Origin of the sequence: Alishewanella sp. BS5-314 (genome assembly GCF_025377695.1) — a bacterium.
In the GTDB taxonomy this organism is placed as follows: domain Bacteria; phylum Pseudomonadota; class Gammaproteobacteria; order Enterobacterales; family Alteromonadaceae; genus Alishewanella; species Alishewanella aestuarii.
The window spans coordinates 2,578,765-2,596,213 of record NZ_JACEHJ010000002.1; the positions used below are offsets into that span (position 1 = coordinate 2,578,765).

Sequence of the window (17,449 nt, forward strand, 5' to 3'; positions counted from 1 at the left end):
GTACCGAATTATTGATATAAAATAAAAGTACATCAGGAAAGACTGAAGCAGCGGCTGTTGCCGCTAATGCAGTTTAGCCAGGATTCAGGTAAGATCGCGTCTAAGTTGTTGCCGGAGTCAGTACATGAAAACCTTTTTCTGGTTCGTCGTCATTTTTTTGCTGTTGTTAACCTTTTCCGGCGAGCCGCCGCTAAAGCCTTATCGTGACAAAGTGGTTGATTATGCGGTGAGCCTGATCCCGACTGAATGGCAGTCTGACTCACAGGCGCTGGCCTCGATCCAACGTGAACTTAAGGATTACAGTAAGTCACTGGGGCTGCGGCAACAGGAGTTTTTAGCCGCAGCGGCCGAGAATAAAGACTCAGTGTTACGTTTCAGACAAAATTACTGTATTAACAGAGATTTTAACCCGATACTTTTTGGTGAACCCCTGCAGCGCAGCTGTGCCATTATTGAAAAGTACTATGACCGCCTGAGCGGCAACTAAACAGGATACTAAGATGCGCGTATGTGGCGTTGAGATTAAAGGCAGTGAAGCAATTTTATGCTTAATGGAATACCAGGACGGTTTATTTAACCTGCCGGATTGCCGGCAAACCCGGATCGCACTGAGTCAGGATCAACAAACTGAGCAGGTGCGCAAATTTCAGTTTGCACTACGCAAGTTAGTCGAGGATTACAAGATCCAGCATCTGGTGATTAAAGAGCGGCCACAAAAAGGTAAGTTTGCCGGTGGTGCTGTCGGTTTTAAAATTGAGGCAACGTTACAGCTGCTGGACAATTGTAATGTTAGCCTGTTATCGGCTACTGAACTAAAAGAAAAAATTAAACGCTTTCCATTACCGGTCGATTTCAAAGCGACCGGATTAAAGGCGTTTCAGGAAACTGCTTTTCTGACCGCTTACGCCTTTCTGGCGCGTTAACGTAAACAGACTTTCTGCTCGTGCCACTGCGGGATGCTGCGGCACGAGCTCAGACTTCAGTTACTAAACCACAGCCTAACTGCCACCCGGCGGTAATTTGGCTTTCGCCGTTTTTACCTTGGCTAAATCAAACTGCACTGACTTGGTCGCACGCAAAATCAGTTTGCGGATCAGTTTAGATTTGGGTTCACCGGTTAATTCACTTAACTCACTCAGGGCGCTGATCGCTTCTTCACTCAGGGTAAAGGTCGCATGGCGCATCGGGAGCCGCGGCGGCTCGTCTTCTTCCGGTAATAATTGCCGCAAGCTGACGATTTGCGGCAGCCCCAAGGCGTAGTTATGTGCATCATCAATAAACTCATCAACGGTAAAGCTGGGTTTATTTGACTGCAAAGACTTTTTCTTCAGGTCGCTTAGCGCCATCTTCTTGAATCGCCTTCATCGACAGGAGTTCTTCAATAATTGCCCGGATTTCGCCGGCGGCCTTGCCATCGTTATCCACATCCATTACCGACAGGCCTTTTTCTTCACTGTCGTCATAGATATTACGGCTGTAAGTGATGTTTTCCAGCACCCGCAAATTAAAACTTTTACATACTTCTTTCGCATCCAGAATGCGGTTGGCCTGATTCGGCAGGGCCGGACATTGCGTCAGCACACAGCCGACGATCATCTCCGGGTTTACCACGTTACAGGCACTGACTAAATCTTCCAGATGCTCCAGCGTTTTTAAATCACGCCGCTTGGGCCGCAACGGGAATAGTACATGGCTGGCAACCACCATCGCCGAACGTAAGGCTACGCTATCCTGACCACCGCAGTCTACCACCACCACATCATAATGCATTTCCAGACTTTTCAGCTCGTAACGGATCTTACCGTACATCTGTACGCAGTTGATCCAGGGTAATTCCGGATTCATATGGCGCTCTTGCACCCAATCCGATGTGGTTCGCTGCGGATCGCAGTCAACCAGCATGACATTGGCATTCTTTTCCCGCGAAAAGTAGACGGCTATATTTTGCGCCAGACAGCTTTTGCCACTGCCACCTTTTTCACCACCAACTAACAATATCATTTTATGCACCTTCTCTGTGAAGAAACAGCGTTGGCTGTCCGCTCTGACGACATACCCGCCAGGGCGTGCCACCCCTTGCTCAGAAGAGTGATGGCACGTCATAAGTGTAGGCGAATTTCCTGCTATCTCCAGCCAGTAGCCAAAAAAGCGGCTGCCGGCGGTTTGTTGAGCCTAGTGCAAAATATCGCCAACGCCTATCTCGCCAATATGCATCAGGCGGTACGCTTGGCACGGCGAGGCCTGGCGGCACGTCGCCTTGTTACCGCATAACCCTTTTGGGCTAACCCCTGAAAGGACTGCGGCTGCGCGGCGACATCCTGTAGCAAGCTGGTAAGTTCCTGCTGTAGCGGCTGCATAAAATCACGGTACGCCAGTTTTTTTTCAGCTATCGCTTCTAACTGCGCTTCCCATTGCGCGGTCATATCGGGTAATACCAGCCGTGGCGGCAAGCAACCAATAAACTGCCGGCCTACCGCAGTAGCACGGATCTCTTTACCCTGCTTGTGTAAAAACCGGCGCTTGAACAACAGCTCGATAATGCCGGCGCGGGTCGCTTCAGTACCCAGGCCATCAGTATCCCGCAGGATCTTTTTTAATTCCGGGTCCTGCACATAACGGGCAATACCGGTCATGGCCGCCAGCAAGGTGGCATCGGTAAAGGCTTTGGGCGGACTGGTTTGTTTCTCGTCCAGCTTGCCGGCAACACATTGCAGGACGTCACCGGGCTTTACGTCGGGTAATGGCCTGGCCGCATAATCTGAGTTGGGCTGACTATCCTTGCCGGCGCTGACGCCGCCGGATAACAGCTGCTTCCAGCCCTCGGCAATGACCGACTTTTGCCTGGCAATAAAGAGTCCGCCGGCGACTTCGCTATCGATTTGATGTTCGACATACTGAAAGGAGGGGTAAAACTGCATTAAGTACTGTCTGGCAATCAGTTCGTACAGCTGCTGCTCCTCGCGGCTTAAGCGGCTGGCATCGATACTGGCCGAGGTTGGGATAATGGCATGGTGCGCCCCGACCTGGGCGTCATTCCAGGCTTTGCTATGTAAACTCAGATCAGCAGTCGTCACCGCACTGGCCAGATTTACCGCCGTTTTCGCAATGGCCTGACTCACGCTATGACGGTCTGCAAGATGTCCTGTTGGCAAATAGCGGCAATCTGAACGGGGGTAGGTGATCAGCTTATGCCGCTCATACAGTTGCTGACAGAGATCCAGCGTACGTTGGGCGCTGAGATTAAAACGCTTGGCTGCATCGATCTGCAATGCCGATAAGCTGTATGGCAGCGGTGGCGCATGCTTTTTCGGCTCGCGGCTCACTGCTTTCACAACAGCGGCCTGACCGCTGACTTTCTGTACTACGGTCTCGGCCAGTTTTTTCAGCAGTACCCGGCCCTCTTCGTCCTGATAAGGTGCGCAGGCAGCACTGGGCTGCCATTTGGCCTGAAATTGCTGCTGTTGTGCCGTTTGCAGCGTAACCCACACCTCATAAAAGGGCTTACTGACAAAGTTTTCGATCTCGAGGTCACGCTGCACCACTAAACCCAGTACCGGAGTTTGCACCCGACCAATCGATAACACTCCCTTATAACCGGCATCCTGACCCAAAAGTGTACATAAACGCGTCATATTAATGCCGTACAGCCAATCGGCTCTGGCGCGGGCCAGTGCCGAGGTCGCCAGTGGGATAAAGTCACTATTTGGCCGTAAATCCTGTAGCGCCTTTTTAATGGCTGCCGGGTTCATATCATTAATCAGGCAACGTCGGGTAGCGGCCAGTTTCGCCTGGCTGACACCGGCATAGTGGATCACTTCATCGACCAGGATTTGTCCGACCCGATCCGGGTCCCCCATATTCACCAGTTGTGTTGCCTGCTTGATCAGCTGCTTTACTACCTGAAATTGCTTACTGGTCTGGCGTTTTACCTGTTGCTGCCATTGCTGGGGAATAATGGGCAAATGCGCTTTGCGCCAGCTTTTATATTCCGGCGCGTACTGCTCTGGTTCGGCTAATTCCAATAAGTGACCAATGCACCAGGTCACCACATCACCGGTAGCAACTTTGATAAAGCCGTCACCGGACTGGTGCGGCTTGGGCAAAACAGCGGCCACGGCACGGCCGACACTGGGCTTTTCCGCGATATATAGGATCATCAGGCACAACAACTGTATAAATAATCAGTTAATTTAGCGGTAAAATTTAGCTTTGGCAAAGTGTATCGCGCAAACCAAGGTTTTACCCCCTAATACCTTCGGGCTATTCCGCTGCTTTTTTACACGCTTTCAGCGCGCAAAATAATGCTGGTTAAAAAAATAATTTGTTAAAGATCAATATTATGAATTAAATCCGCAGCTAACACCTTGCGCTGTGCAAATTTTGTGCATTTAGCCTTTGCGCAAGGCTCTGCCATTCCTTAAGCTTTCATTCCGGGCAGCGCATAGCGAACACGCCCATCGGTTGGTAAAAGGTAAAGAATCATGTCGCAATATACTGATGTTAAGAAGATCTGTGATGATTTAGAGAGCTCTGGCAAGGCGGTGTCTCTGGATTACTTGCTGTCTAAAGTATCAGATGCTCAGGCTACCGTGGTGTCGCACTATAAAAAGTGGCGCACCGAGCAGGTGCAACAGCGACAGCAGGACGCTGCAAACTCAGCGTCGGTTTTCAGCGAAGACTTTATGGCCGCCTTTCAGCGGGAAGCCCTGAAGCAGACCCAATGGCAAACCGACCAGTTAAATAAACAGTTAACCGAAGCACTGCAAGCCGAAGTTAAAGCGGTGGAGCAGGTGCAACTGTTGCAACAAAATTTACGCCAGGCAGAGCAGCGTAAATCCGAACTGGAACAAGCACTGGCTAACCAGCAACAGCAGCTGGCATTGCAAGCTGATAATTTTGCTAATGTCAGCTTTGAGCGTGACCAGTTACAGCTAGAGCAGCAACAGCTGCAACAGCAGTTAACCACCCAACAGCAGGCGCTGGAGCAGGCGCAACGGCAATTAGCCAATGCCGAAGCAGAAGCCGAACTTAATCAGCAGCAACTGCAACAATATCAACAGCAGTTGCAGAAGCAACAACAGCAACTGGAAGACACCACGCAAGAGTTACAGCAGCTGGAACAAAACTATCAGGCAGCGTTAACCCGGCTGGAACAGTTGCAACAGCTGCAGGATGAAACCGCCGCTTATCAGCAACAACTGACGGCCAATGCTGCCCAACTCGCTGCGCTGCAACAGCAACTGCAACTGGCAGAGCAGGAAGCCGACGCGAAACAACAGCAATTAACTCAGTTACAGGCGCAATGGCAGCAAGAACTGGCGGCGCAACAACAGCGCTTTGATAGCCTGAACGATGAGCATGAACAACTGCGCAAGCGCAGCACCGAGCAGCAACGCCAGTACTTCGAAGCGAAGAAACAGATCCATCAACAGTTGGCCGAGTACGCCGATCAGTGTGCTGAACTGACTGCCGAACGCGATGCGGTACTGGAGCAATTGGCTGGTCGCGGCCAGAATGGCGCAGCAGAGCTAACGCAGCAACTGACACAATTACGGCAGCAAAATCAGCAGTTGCAGCAAGAATTGCAGCAACGGATCAGCGCAGAGGCGGTTGCAAACACTGAAGAAGTGGTACAGCTGCGCGAACAACTGGCCAGTCTGCAACAGCAGCATCAGGCCGCTGTGGCAGAACAGACTGCACAACAGACCATGCAAACGGAAGCGTTACAGCAGACGCAGGCACAGCTTGCCGAGCTGCAACTGCAACAGGCTGCGGTAGCTACCGTTGATACAACCCAGTTGGATAGTCTGATCGCCGAACGCGATGAAGCCATCGCAGCGGCGGCCCGTCAAGCCGATCAGGTGGCGGATTTAACTCAGGAGCTGGCGCAGTTAAAAGCGATGCTAAACGCACCGGCCACTGAGAACTCTGACAATGTGGAACAATTAAGAGCCACTATTGCGCTGTTAAAACATCAGAGTGCCCTGACGGCTAATCATCAGGCAGAGCAACGTGAAATCATTAAACAACTGCGGGAAGAGCTGCAGCAGCAACGCGATCAGGCCTCGCAGATCCAGGCTGAGCGTTATCAGTGGTCGAAGCAAAAACTGCAATTGGAAGAACAGGTTAATTTTGTGAAATCAAATTCTGCTGCCACTATCGAACGACTAACCCGTTACCGCGAACAGGCGCAGGAGCGGATTGAGCAGTTGGAACGCAAATTACAGGAATGTTGTTAAGACGGCAGTAGTTTTACTGCCCTTTGCAAGCCGCAGCCGGCGCCGCTAATAACTGCTCCGGCGTATAGGCAAAGCGCAGCAGCGCCTGACGGCTGGCCTCACTTAGCTGTGGGTTTTCCAGTTTTAGCAGCTGCCGCTGCTCACAGCGTAACTGGTCAACAATGGTGCCATAATGGCGGCGAAAATGCTGCTGCACCACGCCATCGGCATAGGCCTGCTCCAGGCCTTTTTGTAAACGCTCGGCCAGCTGCGGAAAACTCTGCGACACAAAGATCATCGACAGCTGCGGATAATGCAATAACAAGCGCCGTTCAGCCACCAGACCCGTTGCATGCTCACTTTGCAAATCGCGTGCTAACTCATCCGCACTGCGGGCAAAACAATCGAAGCGCTGCTGGCGCACCATCTCAAACAGCAGCGTATATAAGGGGTTGGTGACAACTGTCAGGCTGTTATGCCGTAACACCGCTACGTCCGGCCAGTGGGTGCCTTGTCCGATTGTCAGATCGGCCTTTTGCCAATCCTGTAACGTCTTAACCGGCTCAAACTTATACTGCTGTCCGCTATTGATAATGCAGATCCGATAACCCAACAGCCCCTGACTTAATGGAAAATACACCGGTAGCAGATCGCGTTCGCGTTCCGGCGAAGGCGCAAACACCACCAGATGTAACAGCTTGCCGTCTTTTAGCAGTTGCTCGGCCCGGCCTTGCACCATCTCACCACCGAACGTCAGGGTAACAGGCCCATAATCCGCTTCAGTAACCTTTAACGCATACTCAATCAATTCGCGGTGCGGTGAGGTTTCCAGGTAATCGGCAGCGATAATTGGCGTAGCCGCACCTACCGCCGGGAGCTGCAATGCCAGCCAACAGCCCAGTAATAATCCGGAGCAAGCTAAACGCATAGGGTTCCTTCCTCTTAACACTGAGTCCGTTACTGACATTAACACTCAGTAAGCTTAAACCACAACTACGACTTTGGTTGTGCATATAATAGCCGCTGGCAGGAGCAACCATTTCGCTTCAGGAAACCACTGACAACAAACGCAAGCAACTTCAGTTATCGGCGCAACCCTGTATTACAACATGGACCAGCCAAGCACCAGACTTAATGCAAACACCGGTAGCGACCAATAGTGGAATTCACGCCATAAACCAGGCTGCTTGCTAAGCCGTAACGCTATCAAATTCGCCAGCGAACCTATTGCCAGCCCGAAGCCACCGACACTGACGCCCCAGCTTAAGGCGCGCCAGTCGTCGGTAAAATGCTGCAAAAAAATCGCTGCCGGCACATTGGAAATCAACTGCGACATCAAAGCAGCTCCGGTATAACTGCCTCCAGGCAAGGCCAGCAACTGGGTCGCCAGCTGTTGCATCAGCGGCAGCTGCGCTAATAACCCGAGATCAATAAACATCAGGCTAAACACCACTAATAATAACCAGTCAATACCGCTGACTACGCTGCGCTTGAACAGTAAAAACGCTAATAGCACCAGCAAGGCGGCCTGAGGCGCCAACTGATGTTCCATCGCCAGAATAAATAACGGATAGCCAAGCAGTGACCAGCCAAATAAGCGCCGGTTATCCAGGCTGACCTGATGCGGCACTGTTACCGTTAAGTGGCGGGCGCTGAATGCCGGATAGCTGAGTAGCAGGATCAGCGCCAGCAAACTCAGGGCCAGCGGCGCCATCAGTAGTGTAAACTGCCAGAAGCTGTAGCCGGATGCCTGCCACAGTAGCAGATTCTGCGGATTGCCAATCGGGGTTAAGGCCGAGCCGGCATTCACCGCCAGCGCCAGAAAAATAATCAACCGCCCGGTCGCAATACCAGTTAACCGTCCCAGACTTAAGGTAATGGGGATCAGAATAAAGAGCGCGACATCATTAGTGACAATAGCCGCCAGCAGCGCAGCAAAAAGCAGCAGTATGGCCGCCAGCAAACGCTCAACATGACACAGTGCCACCAGCCAGCCGGCAAAACGGGCCAGATAACCGCTTTCCTCGAGCGCTCTACTCAATAACATTAAACCGGCCAGCGCCGAAACCGTTTGCCAGTCGATTAACACCAGCAAGCCGCCAGCAGTGGTTGGATTTAACCACCACAACAACGGCAGCAAGCCAAGCAGTGCCAGCAATAAGTAATCTTCAGTCAGGCGGGACAAAACCCGGCGCATTAATGGCATCTTTAGGGTGCTAATCTAAAAAAAGTAAGCCTGATATAAGGCCTAGCTGGAAGGTAACAGCAGTTGGTACAATAATACCTCTTCCTGCTGCCAGTTAATCACGCCTTGATTGCGAAAACCCAACTTCGCCAGCAACCGCTTTGAGGCATCATTTTCCAGACTGACCACCGCATACAGTTGCGCCAGGTCTAACGCTACCGCCCACTGCACAGCAGCTTTGGCTGCCTCTAGTGCATAGCCCTGGCCAGTATAATCCGGTAACAAGGCATAGCCGAGATCAGGTGCATCCAGCGTCTCTCGCTGAATTAAGCCACAAATCCCGATCAACTGACCGCCTTGTTGCAACTCGATAGCGCGTAAACCAAAACCATACTGCTGGTAGCTGGCTAAGGGGCCGGCCGTCAAATAGGCGGCCGCCTCGGCTTCTGAGCGTACCCCGCGATCGCCGATGTTGCGGATAAAACTATTGTCGTTTAACAGCTGCAGCATAAAGGGGGCATCGGCCAGGGTCAGCGGCCGCATAATTAAACGGTGGGTATAAATCACGGTGCGTCCTCGGTTAGCCGCTTAACTGCGGCTGCTGCGCCTGATTAAGCACAATAGTATAGTTTACCCGCGCCGGCAATTGCTGATAACTCAGCTGAGTCAGACGCTGGAATGGCAACATAAAGCGCGCTAACTGCTCAGCCGTCATCCCGGTACCACGCTGCTGCCACAGCTGTTGTTCCTGTTTAGCGCGCCAGCGGCAAACACTGTCCCAATCCGGCGCTTTAAGCCAAATCAGCGGCTGCAACAAATCAAAGTAGGGTTGATAGCTTGCCGCCAATTGCTGGTTGACATAACGGCGCCAGGCACCGCTGCTATCTTCGGTGGCCTCCAGTTGATTCACTGGCGATGCCAGCCCGGGTTCTGCTTCTGCCGCCAAACCCAAACACCAGCCTTCGACAATCAGTAGATCCAACTGCGCAGCAGGCCGTTTTGGCAAAGAATCATCCAGGGCTTTATCAAACCGTGGTAAGGCGACGGCTGCACCGGCCAGTACCTGTCTGGCATCACTGAGCGCCCGACCGATATCGTGTGTACCCGGCACACCACGCTGCGCCAGTAACGGATGTACAGTACCGGCTAGCTGCTGCCGCGCCTGGCGTGTCAGATAGTAGTCATCCAATGAGACCGCAGCACAGCGCATCCCCTGCGCCAGCAACTCAGTAACCAGCAAGCTGGCCAGCGTGCTTTTGCCAGTGCCCTGAGCACCTGTAATACCAATAACAGCGGGAGTGTTCTGTGCCCGCAGTTGCCGGCTGAGCGTGCTTAATATTGCTTGATAGTTTGAAAGTGCAGCTCGATCTATCGGGGAGAGTTCGAGCTGCCTGAGAGTGGATCGCGCCAACATATCGCAGCACCTACGGCAGTCGGGGGACTGACTGCCGCAATATTTTTACCGGCGGATTTGACGGCGGAACAGAGCCAGCGGTAACAGCAGTAATACTAACCAGTGCATACTGCCAGAGCTTTTCTTCTCTTCTTCCTCTTCGGGTGGTAATACTGTAGCTTCATTCGGGGCAGGTGATAAACCGGCAGCCGTATTCGGGCGGGCATCGACAATCACGACACTTTCAATCATCACCAGATTATCGGTTGTCACCGTTTTACCGGCCGCGGCATCCGCTGCGGTGTAATCGCGCAGCGGGATACTGGTCGCGGCACCGCCCATATTGAAGCGTTTTAACTTGGCAATTTCATCCAGAATTTCCAGCCCTTGCTCTGAGATCTGGCCAAACACAGTGAAACCACCGTTTTGTGCATCTAACTGAGCATTACCGGCATGGTTGTCTTTTAAATTAAAAAACCACTGACTGGTGGCACTGTCTGGCTGGCCGTCCAGTTTGGCCATGGCAATAGTGCCACGACGGTTGGACCACTTTTTCTCGTTCTTCACCGCGGCAAAGGTAGGAATAGCCTTTAATGGCAATTCACCGGGATAGTACAGACCACCACCCTGCACCACAAAGTCAGGCACCATACGATGGATCACCGAATTGTGATAGCGTTCCTGTTCGACATATTTTAAAAAATTCGCTACCGTTTCCGGCGTGGTTTCATCGAACAAGTTGACCTCAAAGGTCCCTAACGAGGTTTTAAATTGTACTATGGTCGCTTGTGTGTAAAAGGGCAGCAGACTACCCACTAAAAGTGCCGCACCGGCAAACATCTTGGTAAATTGCATTGTTGTATCCGTTTCTGACCCAGAGCGCCAAGCATACTGCAAATCGCCCTATCGAAGCCAGCCAAAAAACCGCCAATATCACTGCCAGCTGGTCCTAACAGCGCGAACATCGCAACTTGCGAATTGGCATGGGCTAACTAAATGCTTTAAGGTAAAGCACATCTATACAGCGATAAGCGAGCCTCCTATGCTAAATACTGCGGCTAAACCCTTTGTAAAACTGGTCGAACGCTATCTGCCCGACCCCTATATTTTTGTGTTGCTGTTAACCCTGGTGGTATTTGCTGCCGCCATGTTATTTGAACAACAAAGCCCGCTGGCGGTTGTCACGCAGTGGGGCGATGGATTTTGGGGCCTGCTGAGCTTCTCGATGCAGATGTTACTGGTGCTGGTAGCAGGTTATATGCTGGCCAGTACGCCACTGGTCACCGGCTTGCTGAATCGTTTGGCCGCGCTGGCGAAAAGTCCGGGCCAGGCCATTTTACTGGTGACACTGATTTCACTACTGGCCAGCTGGCTGAACTGGGGCTTTGGTTTGGTGGTTGGCGCCTTATTTGCCAAAGCTCTGGCACGACAGATTCAGGTCGATTACCGCTTGCTGGTAGCCAGTGCCTATTCTGGCTTTATTGTCTGGCATGGCGGCCTAGCCGGCTCAGTGCCGCTGACCATTGCCACACCGGGGCACTTTAGCGAAAACCTGATTGGTCTGATTCCAACGACTGACACCATCTTTGCCAGTTTTAATCTGCTGCTGCTCGCGATCCTGTTTATCGCGGTGCCGCTGGTTAACCGCTTAATGCTACCCAAAGCCGCTGACAGCATCTATGTCGACCCGGCTAAATTGCAGGATCAACCGGCACCGGCCGGCAGTAATGAGCGGCCGGCCGATAAACTGGAAAACAGTATGCTGCTGGCATTGTTAGTGGGATTTGCCGGTATCGCCTATCTGGTGCAGTATTTTGTCAAAGGCGGCAGTTTAAACCTGAATATCGTCAACTATTTGTTTATCTTTCTGGCCATCGTACTACACGGCACGCCGCGGCGGTTACTGCACAGCCTGCAACAGGCGATCCAGGGTGGTGCCGGTATTGTGATCCAATTCCCGTTTTATGCCGGCATTATGGCAGTAATGATTCAATCCGGGCTGGCGCAGAGTATGTCGGAGTGGTTTGTCAGTTTCGCCAGTGCCCAGAGTTTACCGTTCTGGAGTTTTATCAGTGCCGGTATCGTCAATATCTTTGTGCCGTCCGGTGGCGGCCAATGGGCGGTGCAGGCACCGGTAATGCTGCCTGCGGCATTAGAGCTGGGCGCCGATGTCAATCGGGTCGCGATGGCGGTGGCCTGGGGCGATGCCTGGACCAATATGATTCAGCCATTCTGGGCGCTGCCGGTACTGGCAATTGCCGGGTTAAAAGCGAAGGACATTATGGGCTTTTGTCTGCTGCAGCTACTAATCAGTGGTGTCATTATCAGTCTGGTGCTGACCTTTGCCTGATGCTTCAACCGGCGCTTAGCCCTAACCAGCGATTAAATTCGCTGGTGCGGCTCTGACTGGTTTTCAGCTGGATACCTGCCGGCAGATAGAGCGTCAGGGTGTTTTTACAATAACGCTCTAAGCGCTGAATATGTAACCCCTGTACCAGCTCACTACGGTTAATTCGGAAAAAGCGCGCCGGATCCAGTGCCGCCTCAGCTGCCTGTAACGAGGCATAGGGCAGAAAATGCCGTTTCCCGGCCTGATCAAACGCCATCACCAAATTACCATCGGCCTGCAGATACAAAATCTGTGCTATATCAAGAAAGTAGATCTGTTGCTGCTGCCGGATTGGGATCCGTGTAACGTAAGACGCCTGGGGAGTGGGCAAATGTTGTAGCAGCGTTTGTAACTGCTGCGCCAGGGCGTTGTTGCCATGTTCTGGTTTCGCGGTTAACAGCCGGAATTTCTGCCAGGCCTGCTGCAGCTTAGTCAGATCGTAGGGCTTTAGCAGATAGGCAATCCCGAGTGAGTCAAACGCTGCCAACATAAAGTCATCATAAGCAGTGATAAAAATAACCGGGCAGGGCGGCGTCTGCTGTTGATAACATTGAAACACATTGCCATCGAGCAATTCGATATCTGAAAAGATCAGATCGGCGCGCTCGCCGCTGCTTAGCCAGGCCTGCGTCTCGCTGACGCTGCTAAGCTCAGCTATCACCTGTATCGGATCCGCCATTTGCTGCAGTAAACGCTTCAGCTTACTGCGCGCCAGCGGTTCATCTTCAATAATGACAATATTAAACATGGGCTTGTTCTTCTAATAACGGCAGACTAACGCTGAACTGATTTGTGTCACGACTGATGCGGATATTTTCACCCGATAAAAATAACCATTGCTTTGCCAGATTGGCTAAACCAACACCATTGCCTGTTACCGGCACCGGCTTGGGTTGCAACGGATTACTGATCTCCAGCCGGCCATCCTGTACCACCACTTCGACCCTTAACGGTTTAGCAACTGAACCCTGATTATGCAACAGCGCATTTTCTAACAGCAGTTGCAAACTAAAGGGGGGCAACCAATAGATTGCGGCCTGGTCATCGGCCCTGATTTCTAGCTGGTAGCCCTCGCCCAGCCGCAGGCGCATTAGCTGAAAATAGTGACGGGCGAAATTAAGCTCATCGCTCAATGGCACCAGTTGCTGCTCAGCATAGCGCAATGACATCCGGTATAAACTGGCAAAGTGCTGTAAATAACTGCTGGCCTGTTCCGGCGCCACCGCAATCAACTCATCCAGCGTATTCAGGGCGTTAAACACAAAATGCGGGTTCATTTGTGCTTTTAATTGCTGTAATTGCAGCGCCGCCAGCTGTTGCTGATAGTCGGCCAGTTGCTGACGGTACGCCGCGGCCTGCTGACTATGGTGATAGGCCAGATAAAGCCCAGCATACAATACAAAATCAACGACCTGACTAAGATTGCTATGCAGCAGCGTTTCGGGATTAAAATTACGGGCCAGATTACCAAACAGCGCGGCAACCAGCAGACCCAGAGCATTGGTAAAGAGCAGGTAGGCGCCCAAACCCAGAGCAAAGCTGCGTAGATATACTGCGTGGCGGTTGCCGGATGGCGCCGCCTCTGGTTGCTGATTTAACCAAAACCGCAACAGCACAAAAATCAGCAGTGCCGCAGCAAAACTGGCCAGCGGCCCCTCGGGTGTCAGCACATACCAGGACATCATGCCTGCCCGCACCCGGTTACTGATCACCAGCAAATAACTAAATACAAACACCAGCAGCAGAAAAGTGCGATCAACCTGTAAGTATCTGAGAAAAGCTTGCCACATTAGGGGTAACATCCTTGCTTCATTGCCGGCGTCTGGCGCCGGCACAATTTCAGCTTTAGTTGCTGTCGGCACCCGACCAGGTGTGAGTTACATCGCCTTTGCTATTTAAGAACTGTAACTGTACCTGGTCATGCTCGTCTACATAGAACATGGCACGGGGTGAACCGTCTTTTGCAAATAAAAACAGACCATTATTTTGTTCTGCTGTTTTCCCCAGCAGGATCCGTGGTGCGCCACCAATCAAGCCCTGTTGCTGATATTCGTTGATCTTTTTACGCCGCTCCGCCCGATCAGTAATTTGCGCCAGCTCGCGCATAATGTCGCGAGTACCTTGCTGGGTTTCGAATTCCGGCCGGTCATTAAACGCTAATCCGGAGCGGATAACACGTTTATCACCGCGCTTCTCATCAACGGTCAGTAACTGCATCACCTGATCACCGTCGTATTTATCGAAGGTTAACGAGAGACCAGAACTATGACCGTCAGCCGTTTTGCTGCCGTCGTAAATAAAGCCGCCCGCTTCAATCCCCTCCTCGTTAAAAAACAGCATCCCAGCACGCTTTTTACGTTCTTCGTTTAGCACTCTGCCATTGACTTGTTCAGTGGTTGGGAAGCGCGCGGTATTGGTAAGCAACATTCTAACCGTACCATCCGCTTCAATAATATTCAGCCTTTCTACGGACAGAGTTTCAAAACGAGCATCATTATTCGCTTTCATGCCTGTAGTCAGAATAACAGCAGATAAGCTCAGGCTTGCAACAACAGCGATACGCAGTAACTTTAGTTCTTTTTCAATCTTCATCATTATTTTCCTATTAACTGTCTGAACGCGAGCCAGTATTTGCGACAGCAACAGAGCCAGCCACTGAGTTATGACCGGCTAAGGAAAAAATCTGATGAGTTAAGGAAAAAGACTGATTAATCCTCTGCTTTGAATAAACAATACTTGGCAAAATCTTTCGCTTCGTTGGCGGTCCAGTCGCCTTTCGGCTTGGCCTCCATGGCTTTACACCACTTTTTTGATCCAACTTCCGGGGCGCAACCCACTAACAACAGACCAGTTAACGCCACTAATGCCAATACCTTTTTCATGTTTTCCTCCTAATATGGGCCACTGCCACTGTTCTATCATAACGAACTTTAAGTCATAACCGAAGCCCGGCCGGAACTGCTGGCAAAACCCTGATTTTAAAGCGTGACAAGTAAGATAAAACGCGGCATTCAGCTTTTTTACCCCGAATAGAAAAGTGCTGAAACTAGCACAAAATGTCTATTTCCGTTTAAGTTAAAAATAAGTATGCTGAGCATCCATTTTTGTGAAAAACCAGAGGAAGACATGGCAAATTACAATGAAGTAAAAGCAGCCTGTGAACAATTACAACAAAGCGGTCAGCCGATCACTCTGGAACGCCTTATTAAACAGATCGGTGGCAGCCGCACCAGCATCATGGTGCACTTTGATCAGTGGTGTAGTAAAAATAATTATCAACCGCCTGCCGATCATGAGGACAAGGCCGCGAAAGGTGGCCTGGGCCTGAGCGCACTCTCTTCGCTGTCAGAAAAAGTACCGGGTTCTTTATCAAAATTATTACAACTTGGGAAACGCCAGCAGGTTGAGAAAGATCAGCCAGAACAGCATAGCGGCGCAGATAGCAACACAGAAGACCCACAATTGCAGCAGGCGCTGCATGAGCTGGCGACCGAGGAGCAAACTCCAACCGTTGCTGAGGTAACGGCTGCGGTAACCGAAACACCCGAAGAGACAGCTCATGAGTCAGAAACTGTTAGTCTGAACAATACAGCAACAGAGACTGCGGCGATGGTGGCGGCAGAATCTGCGCCAACTATTGCAGCAGCGCCAATGCCGGTAACAGAGCTTAATGCCGAGCAACTGGCCGAGCACGAACAACAGTATGCGGAATTGCAACAGCAGCTCAATCAGCTAAGACAGCAAATTCAGGAACAAAATGCTGACAACAGTGACCTGCATCAACAGTTTACTGATGCACAAAAGTTAGCAACCCAACGCCAGAAAGCACTGAATGAGTTACAGCAAAACCTGAATCAGCACCAGGCCGATATCAGTCAATTAAAACAACAGTTGCATCAGCTGGAACAACAGAAAACCACGGCTCATGAGGCCGCCAGAGCGGCAACTGAGCAACTGGAGATCCTGACCCAGAAGTTTGACAGCCTGCAGCTTGCCTATAATGAGCTGCACTCCTCATCCAGCTCAAAACAATCTGAGCATGTAACTCAACTGGAGCAACGGCTGGAGCAGATGCAACAGGAGTTGTCGCAGCAGAAACAACAGGTTGCCTTGCTGGAGCAGCAATTACAAAAGGCCGAGCAGGCCTATGACAATCAGCAGAAAAAGCTGCAACAGGAACAGGAAGACGCGGCAAAACAACTGGCAACCTTTAACCAGGCGCAGGCACAACTGGCCGAGCAGGAGCAGCAACTGGTTAAACTGCAGCAGGCTCAGGAACATTATCTTGAACAGCTGAAAGAAGCGAAAGAAGTGATAGAGGAGCAGGCCGAGCAAATCGCCAACCAAACCCGGCAACTGGAGTCACTGACTGCGCAATTGCCAGAAATGCGCTCTGAACATGAATTCGCCGCGCAAGAGCAGGAATTACAGCGGCTGCGTGCCCAGTTACAGGTGTTTGAAAGCAAACTGGCACATTTACGTGATGCTAACGTGATGCTGAAAGAGCAAAGCGAAGTGACTGCCGCCAATATGACCAGACAGCGCGAGACCATCAAACTGCAACGCGAAGAAACCAACCAACTGCGCGAAGCCCAGCAGCAAGCCTTACTGGAAAAAACTCAGCTGCAGCAACATGTGTTGAAACTGGAAGAGCAGCTAACCTTTGTCAAAGATAACAGCAGTTCGACCATTGAGCGTTTAACCTTCTCCAACAAACAGGCGCAGTTAAAAATTGCCGCCCTGGAGCAGCAACTCAAAAATGCCGGGGTAGAAGCCTAGCCTTGATCCAACTGGCGGCAGCGGTAGCTGCCGCCCATCATTGCTCGTGCGCCAGTAACCAGGCTTTTTTATCCAGCCCGCCGGCATAGCCGGTCAAAGTACCGTTAGCACCAATCACCCGATGACAGGGTACAATAATCGCCAGCGGATTTTTACTGTTGGCCAGCCCGACGGCTCGCACGCCTTTAGGATTCGCAATGGCGATGGCGATATCACGGTAGCTGGCGGTGCGACCATAGGGCACCCCGGTCAGGGCGTGCCAGACCTGCTGCTGAAAGGCGGTACCGGTTGCGGCCAGCGGTAAATCAAATTCGGTCAGCTCTTTGCCAAAATAGGCAGCCAGTTGCGTTTTGGCCGCCAGCAGCAGCGGGTGCTCACTGCAAGGCTGTGTCGCCGCAGTACAAAAGCTGACAGCCGTCAGACCTTGCTCGTTAGCCGCAATTTCAATCAGTCCCAATGGACTGTGCAGATAGTTGTAATACATT

At 51.5% G+C, this 17,449-nt stretch carries 18 protein-coding genes; 5 read left to right on the top strand and 13 right to left on the bottom strand.

Going from position 1 to position 17,449, the window contains the following annotated elements; genetic code table 11:
• The first annotated feature begins 124 nt into the window (after nucleotides 1-124).
• Both H1D31_RS16525 and H1D31_RS16530 read left to right on the top strand, forming a co-directional pair.
• Nucleotides 125-487, top strand: coding sequence for a hypothetical protein (locus H1D31_RS16525; protein WP_261259932.1), 363 nt, complete (start codon nucleotides 125-127; stop codon nucleotides 485-487).
• A gap of 13 nt (nucleotides 488-500) precedes the next feature.
• Nucleotides 501-923: a DUF3010 family protein gene (locus tag H1D31_RS16530; protein WP_008606333.1), complete on the top strand. Its 423-nt coding sequence runs from the start codon at nucleotides 501-503 to the stop codon at nucleotides 921-923.
• A 75-nt stretch (nucleotides 924-998) separates the two neighbouring features.
• Here H1D31_RS16530 and H1D31_RS16535 read toward each other — a convergent pair whose 3' ends face one another.
• The 3 genes from H1D31_RS16535 to H1D31_RS16545 form a co-directional block, all read right to left on the bottom strand.
• On the bottom strand, nucleotides 999-1,316 hold the full coding sequence (locus H1D31_RS16535; RefSeq protein WP_008950435.1) for a hypothetical protein: 318 nt from the start codon (nucleotides 1,314-1,316) through the stop codon (nucleotides 999-1,001).
• A complete protein-coding gene (locus H1D31_RS16540) occupies nucleotides 1,303-2,001 on the bottom strand; it encodes an AAA family ATPase (RefSeq protein ID WP_008606331.1) in 699 nt (232 codons plus the stop codon). The genes H1D31_RS16535 and H1D31_RS16540 overlap by 14 nt, the downstream gene beginning before the upstream one ends.
• 212 nt (nucleotides 2,002-2,213) lie before the next feature.
• Entirely contained in the window at nucleotides 2,214-4,157 is a 1,944-nt protein-coding gene (locus H1D31_RS16545; RefSeq protein ID WP_065955509.1) for a DNA topoisomerase III, read from the bottom strand.
• 324 nt (nucleotides 4,158-4,481) lie between these two features.
• Here H1D31_RS16545 and H1D31_RS16550 point away from each other — a divergent pair, with 324 nt between their 5' ends.
• Nucleotides 4,482-6,239, top strand: a complete 1,758-nt coding sequence (locus tag H1D31_RS16550) for a hypothetical protein (RefSeq protein WP_261259933.1) — start codon at nucleotides 4,482-4,484, stop codon at nucleotides 6,237-6,239.
• Between the two features lie 13 nt (nucleotides 6,240-6,252).
• Here H1D31_RS16550 and H1D31_RS16555 read toward each other — a convergent pair whose 3' ends face one another.
• The 5 genes from H1D31_RS16555 to H1D31_RS16575 all read right to left on the bottom strand — a co-directional run bounded on the left by H1D31_RS16555 (nucleotide 6,253) and on the right by H1D31_RS16575 (nucleotide 10,651).
• The gene (locus H1D31_RS16555) at nucleotides 6,253-7,146 is read right to left on the bottom strand and encodes a hypothetical protein (RefSeq protein ID WP_008950431.1); all 894 of its coding nucleotides are present in this window, start codon (nucleotides 7,144-7,146) and stop codon (nucleotides 6,253-6,255) included.
• A 174-nt stretch (nucleotides 7,147-7,320) separates the two neighbouring features.
• Nucleotides 7,321-8,415, bottom strand: a complete 1,095-nt coding sequence (locus tag H1D31_RS16560) for an SLC13 family permease (protein WP_261259934.1) — start codon at nucleotides 8,413-8,415, stop codon at nucleotides 7,321-7,323.
• A gap of 51 nt (nucleotides 8,416-8,466) precedes the next feature.
• A complete protein-coding gene (locus H1D31_RS16565; RefSeq protein WP_261259935.1) occupies nucleotides 8,467-8,970 on the bottom strand; it encodes a GNAT family N-acetyltransferase in 504 nt (167 codons plus the stop codon).
• Nucleotides 8,971-8,983: 13 nt separating this feature from the next.
• Nucleotides 8,984-9,817, bottom strand: coding sequence for a kinase (locus H1D31_RS16570; protein WP_261259936.1), 834 nt, complete (start codon nucleotides 9,815-9,817; stop codon nucleotides 8,984-8,986).
• Nucleotides 9,818-9,862: 45 nt separating this feature from the next.
• Nucleotides 9,863-10,651, bottom strand: a complete 789-nt coding sequence (locus H1D31_RS16575; RefSeq protein WP_261259937.1) for a peptidylprolyl isomerase — start codon at nucleotides 10,649-10,651, stop codon at nucleotides 9,863-9,865.
• Nucleotides 10,652-10,838: 187 nt separating this feature from the next.
• Between H1D31_RS16575 and H1D31_RS16580 the strand changes: the two genes are divergently transcribed.
• Nucleotides 10,839-12,146 carry a short-chain fatty acid transporter gene (locus tag H1D31_RS16580; RefSeq protein ID WP_261259938.1) on the top strand — a complete coding sequence of 436 codons (1,308 nt, stop codon included), beginning with the start codon at nucleotides 10,839-10,841 and terminating at the stop codon, nucleotides 12,144-12,146.
• 4 nt (nucleotides 12,147-12,150) lie between these two features.
• On the opposite strand, the gene H1D31_RS16585 is transcribed toward H1D31_RS16580, so the two are convergent.
• The 4 genes from H1D31_RS16585 to H1D31_RS16600 form a co-directional block, all read right to left on the bottom strand.
• A complete protein-coding gene (locus H1D31_RS16585) occupies nucleotides 12,151-12,933 on the bottom strand; it encodes a LytR/AlgR family response regulator transcription factor (RefSeq protein WP_261259939.1) in 783 nt (260 codons plus the stop codon).
• The gene (locus H1D31_RS16590) at nucleotides 12,926-13,975 is read right to left on the bottom strand and encodes a sensor histidine kinase (RefSeq protein WP_261259940.1); all 1,050 of its coding nucleotides are present in this window, start codon (nucleotides 13,973-13,975) and stop codon (nucleotides 12,926-12,928) included. The genes H1D31_RS16585 and H1D31_RS16590 overlap by 8 nt, the downstream gene beginning before the upstream one ends.
• Before the next feature lie 55 nt (nucleotides 13,976-14,030).
• Nucleotides 14,031-14,780: a hypothetical protein gene (locus H1D31_RS16595; RefSeq protein ID WP_261259941.1), complete on the bottom strand. Its 750-nt coding sequence runs from the start codon at nucleotides 14,778-14,780 to the stop codon at nucleotides 14,031-14,033.
• A gap of 113 nt (nucleotides 14,781-14,893) precedes the next feature.
• Nucleotides 14,894-15,067 carry a DUF3012 domain-containing protein gene (locus tag H1D31_RS16600; protein WP_261259942.1) on the bottom strand — a complete coding sequence of 58 codons (174 nt, stop codon included), beginning with the start codon at nucleotides 15,065-15,067 and terminating at the stop codon, nucleotides 14,894-14,896.
• Between the two features lie 244 nt (nucleotides 15,068-15,311).
• Here H1D31_RS16600 and H1D31_RS16605 point away from each other — a divergent pair, with 244 nt between their 5' ends.
• Nucleotides 15,312-16,964: a hypothetical protein gene (locus H1D31_RS16605; RefSeq protein ID WP_261259943.1), complete on the top strand. Its 1,653-nt coding sequence runs from the start codon at nucleotides 15,312-15,314 to the stop codon at nucleotides 16,962-16,964.
• A gap of 37 nt (nucleotides 16,965-17,001) precedes the next feature.
• Here the strand turns inward: H1D31_RS16605 and H1D31_RS16610 are convergent, their stop codons facing one another.
• Nucleotides 17,002-17,448, bottom strand: coding sequence for a methylated-DNA--[protein]-cysteine S-methyltransferase (locus tag H1D31_RS16610; RefSeq protein ID WP_065955499.1), 447 nt, complete (start codon nucleotides 17,446-17,448; stop codon nucleotides 17,002-17,004).
• Nucleotide 17,449: the final 1 nt, after the last annotated feature.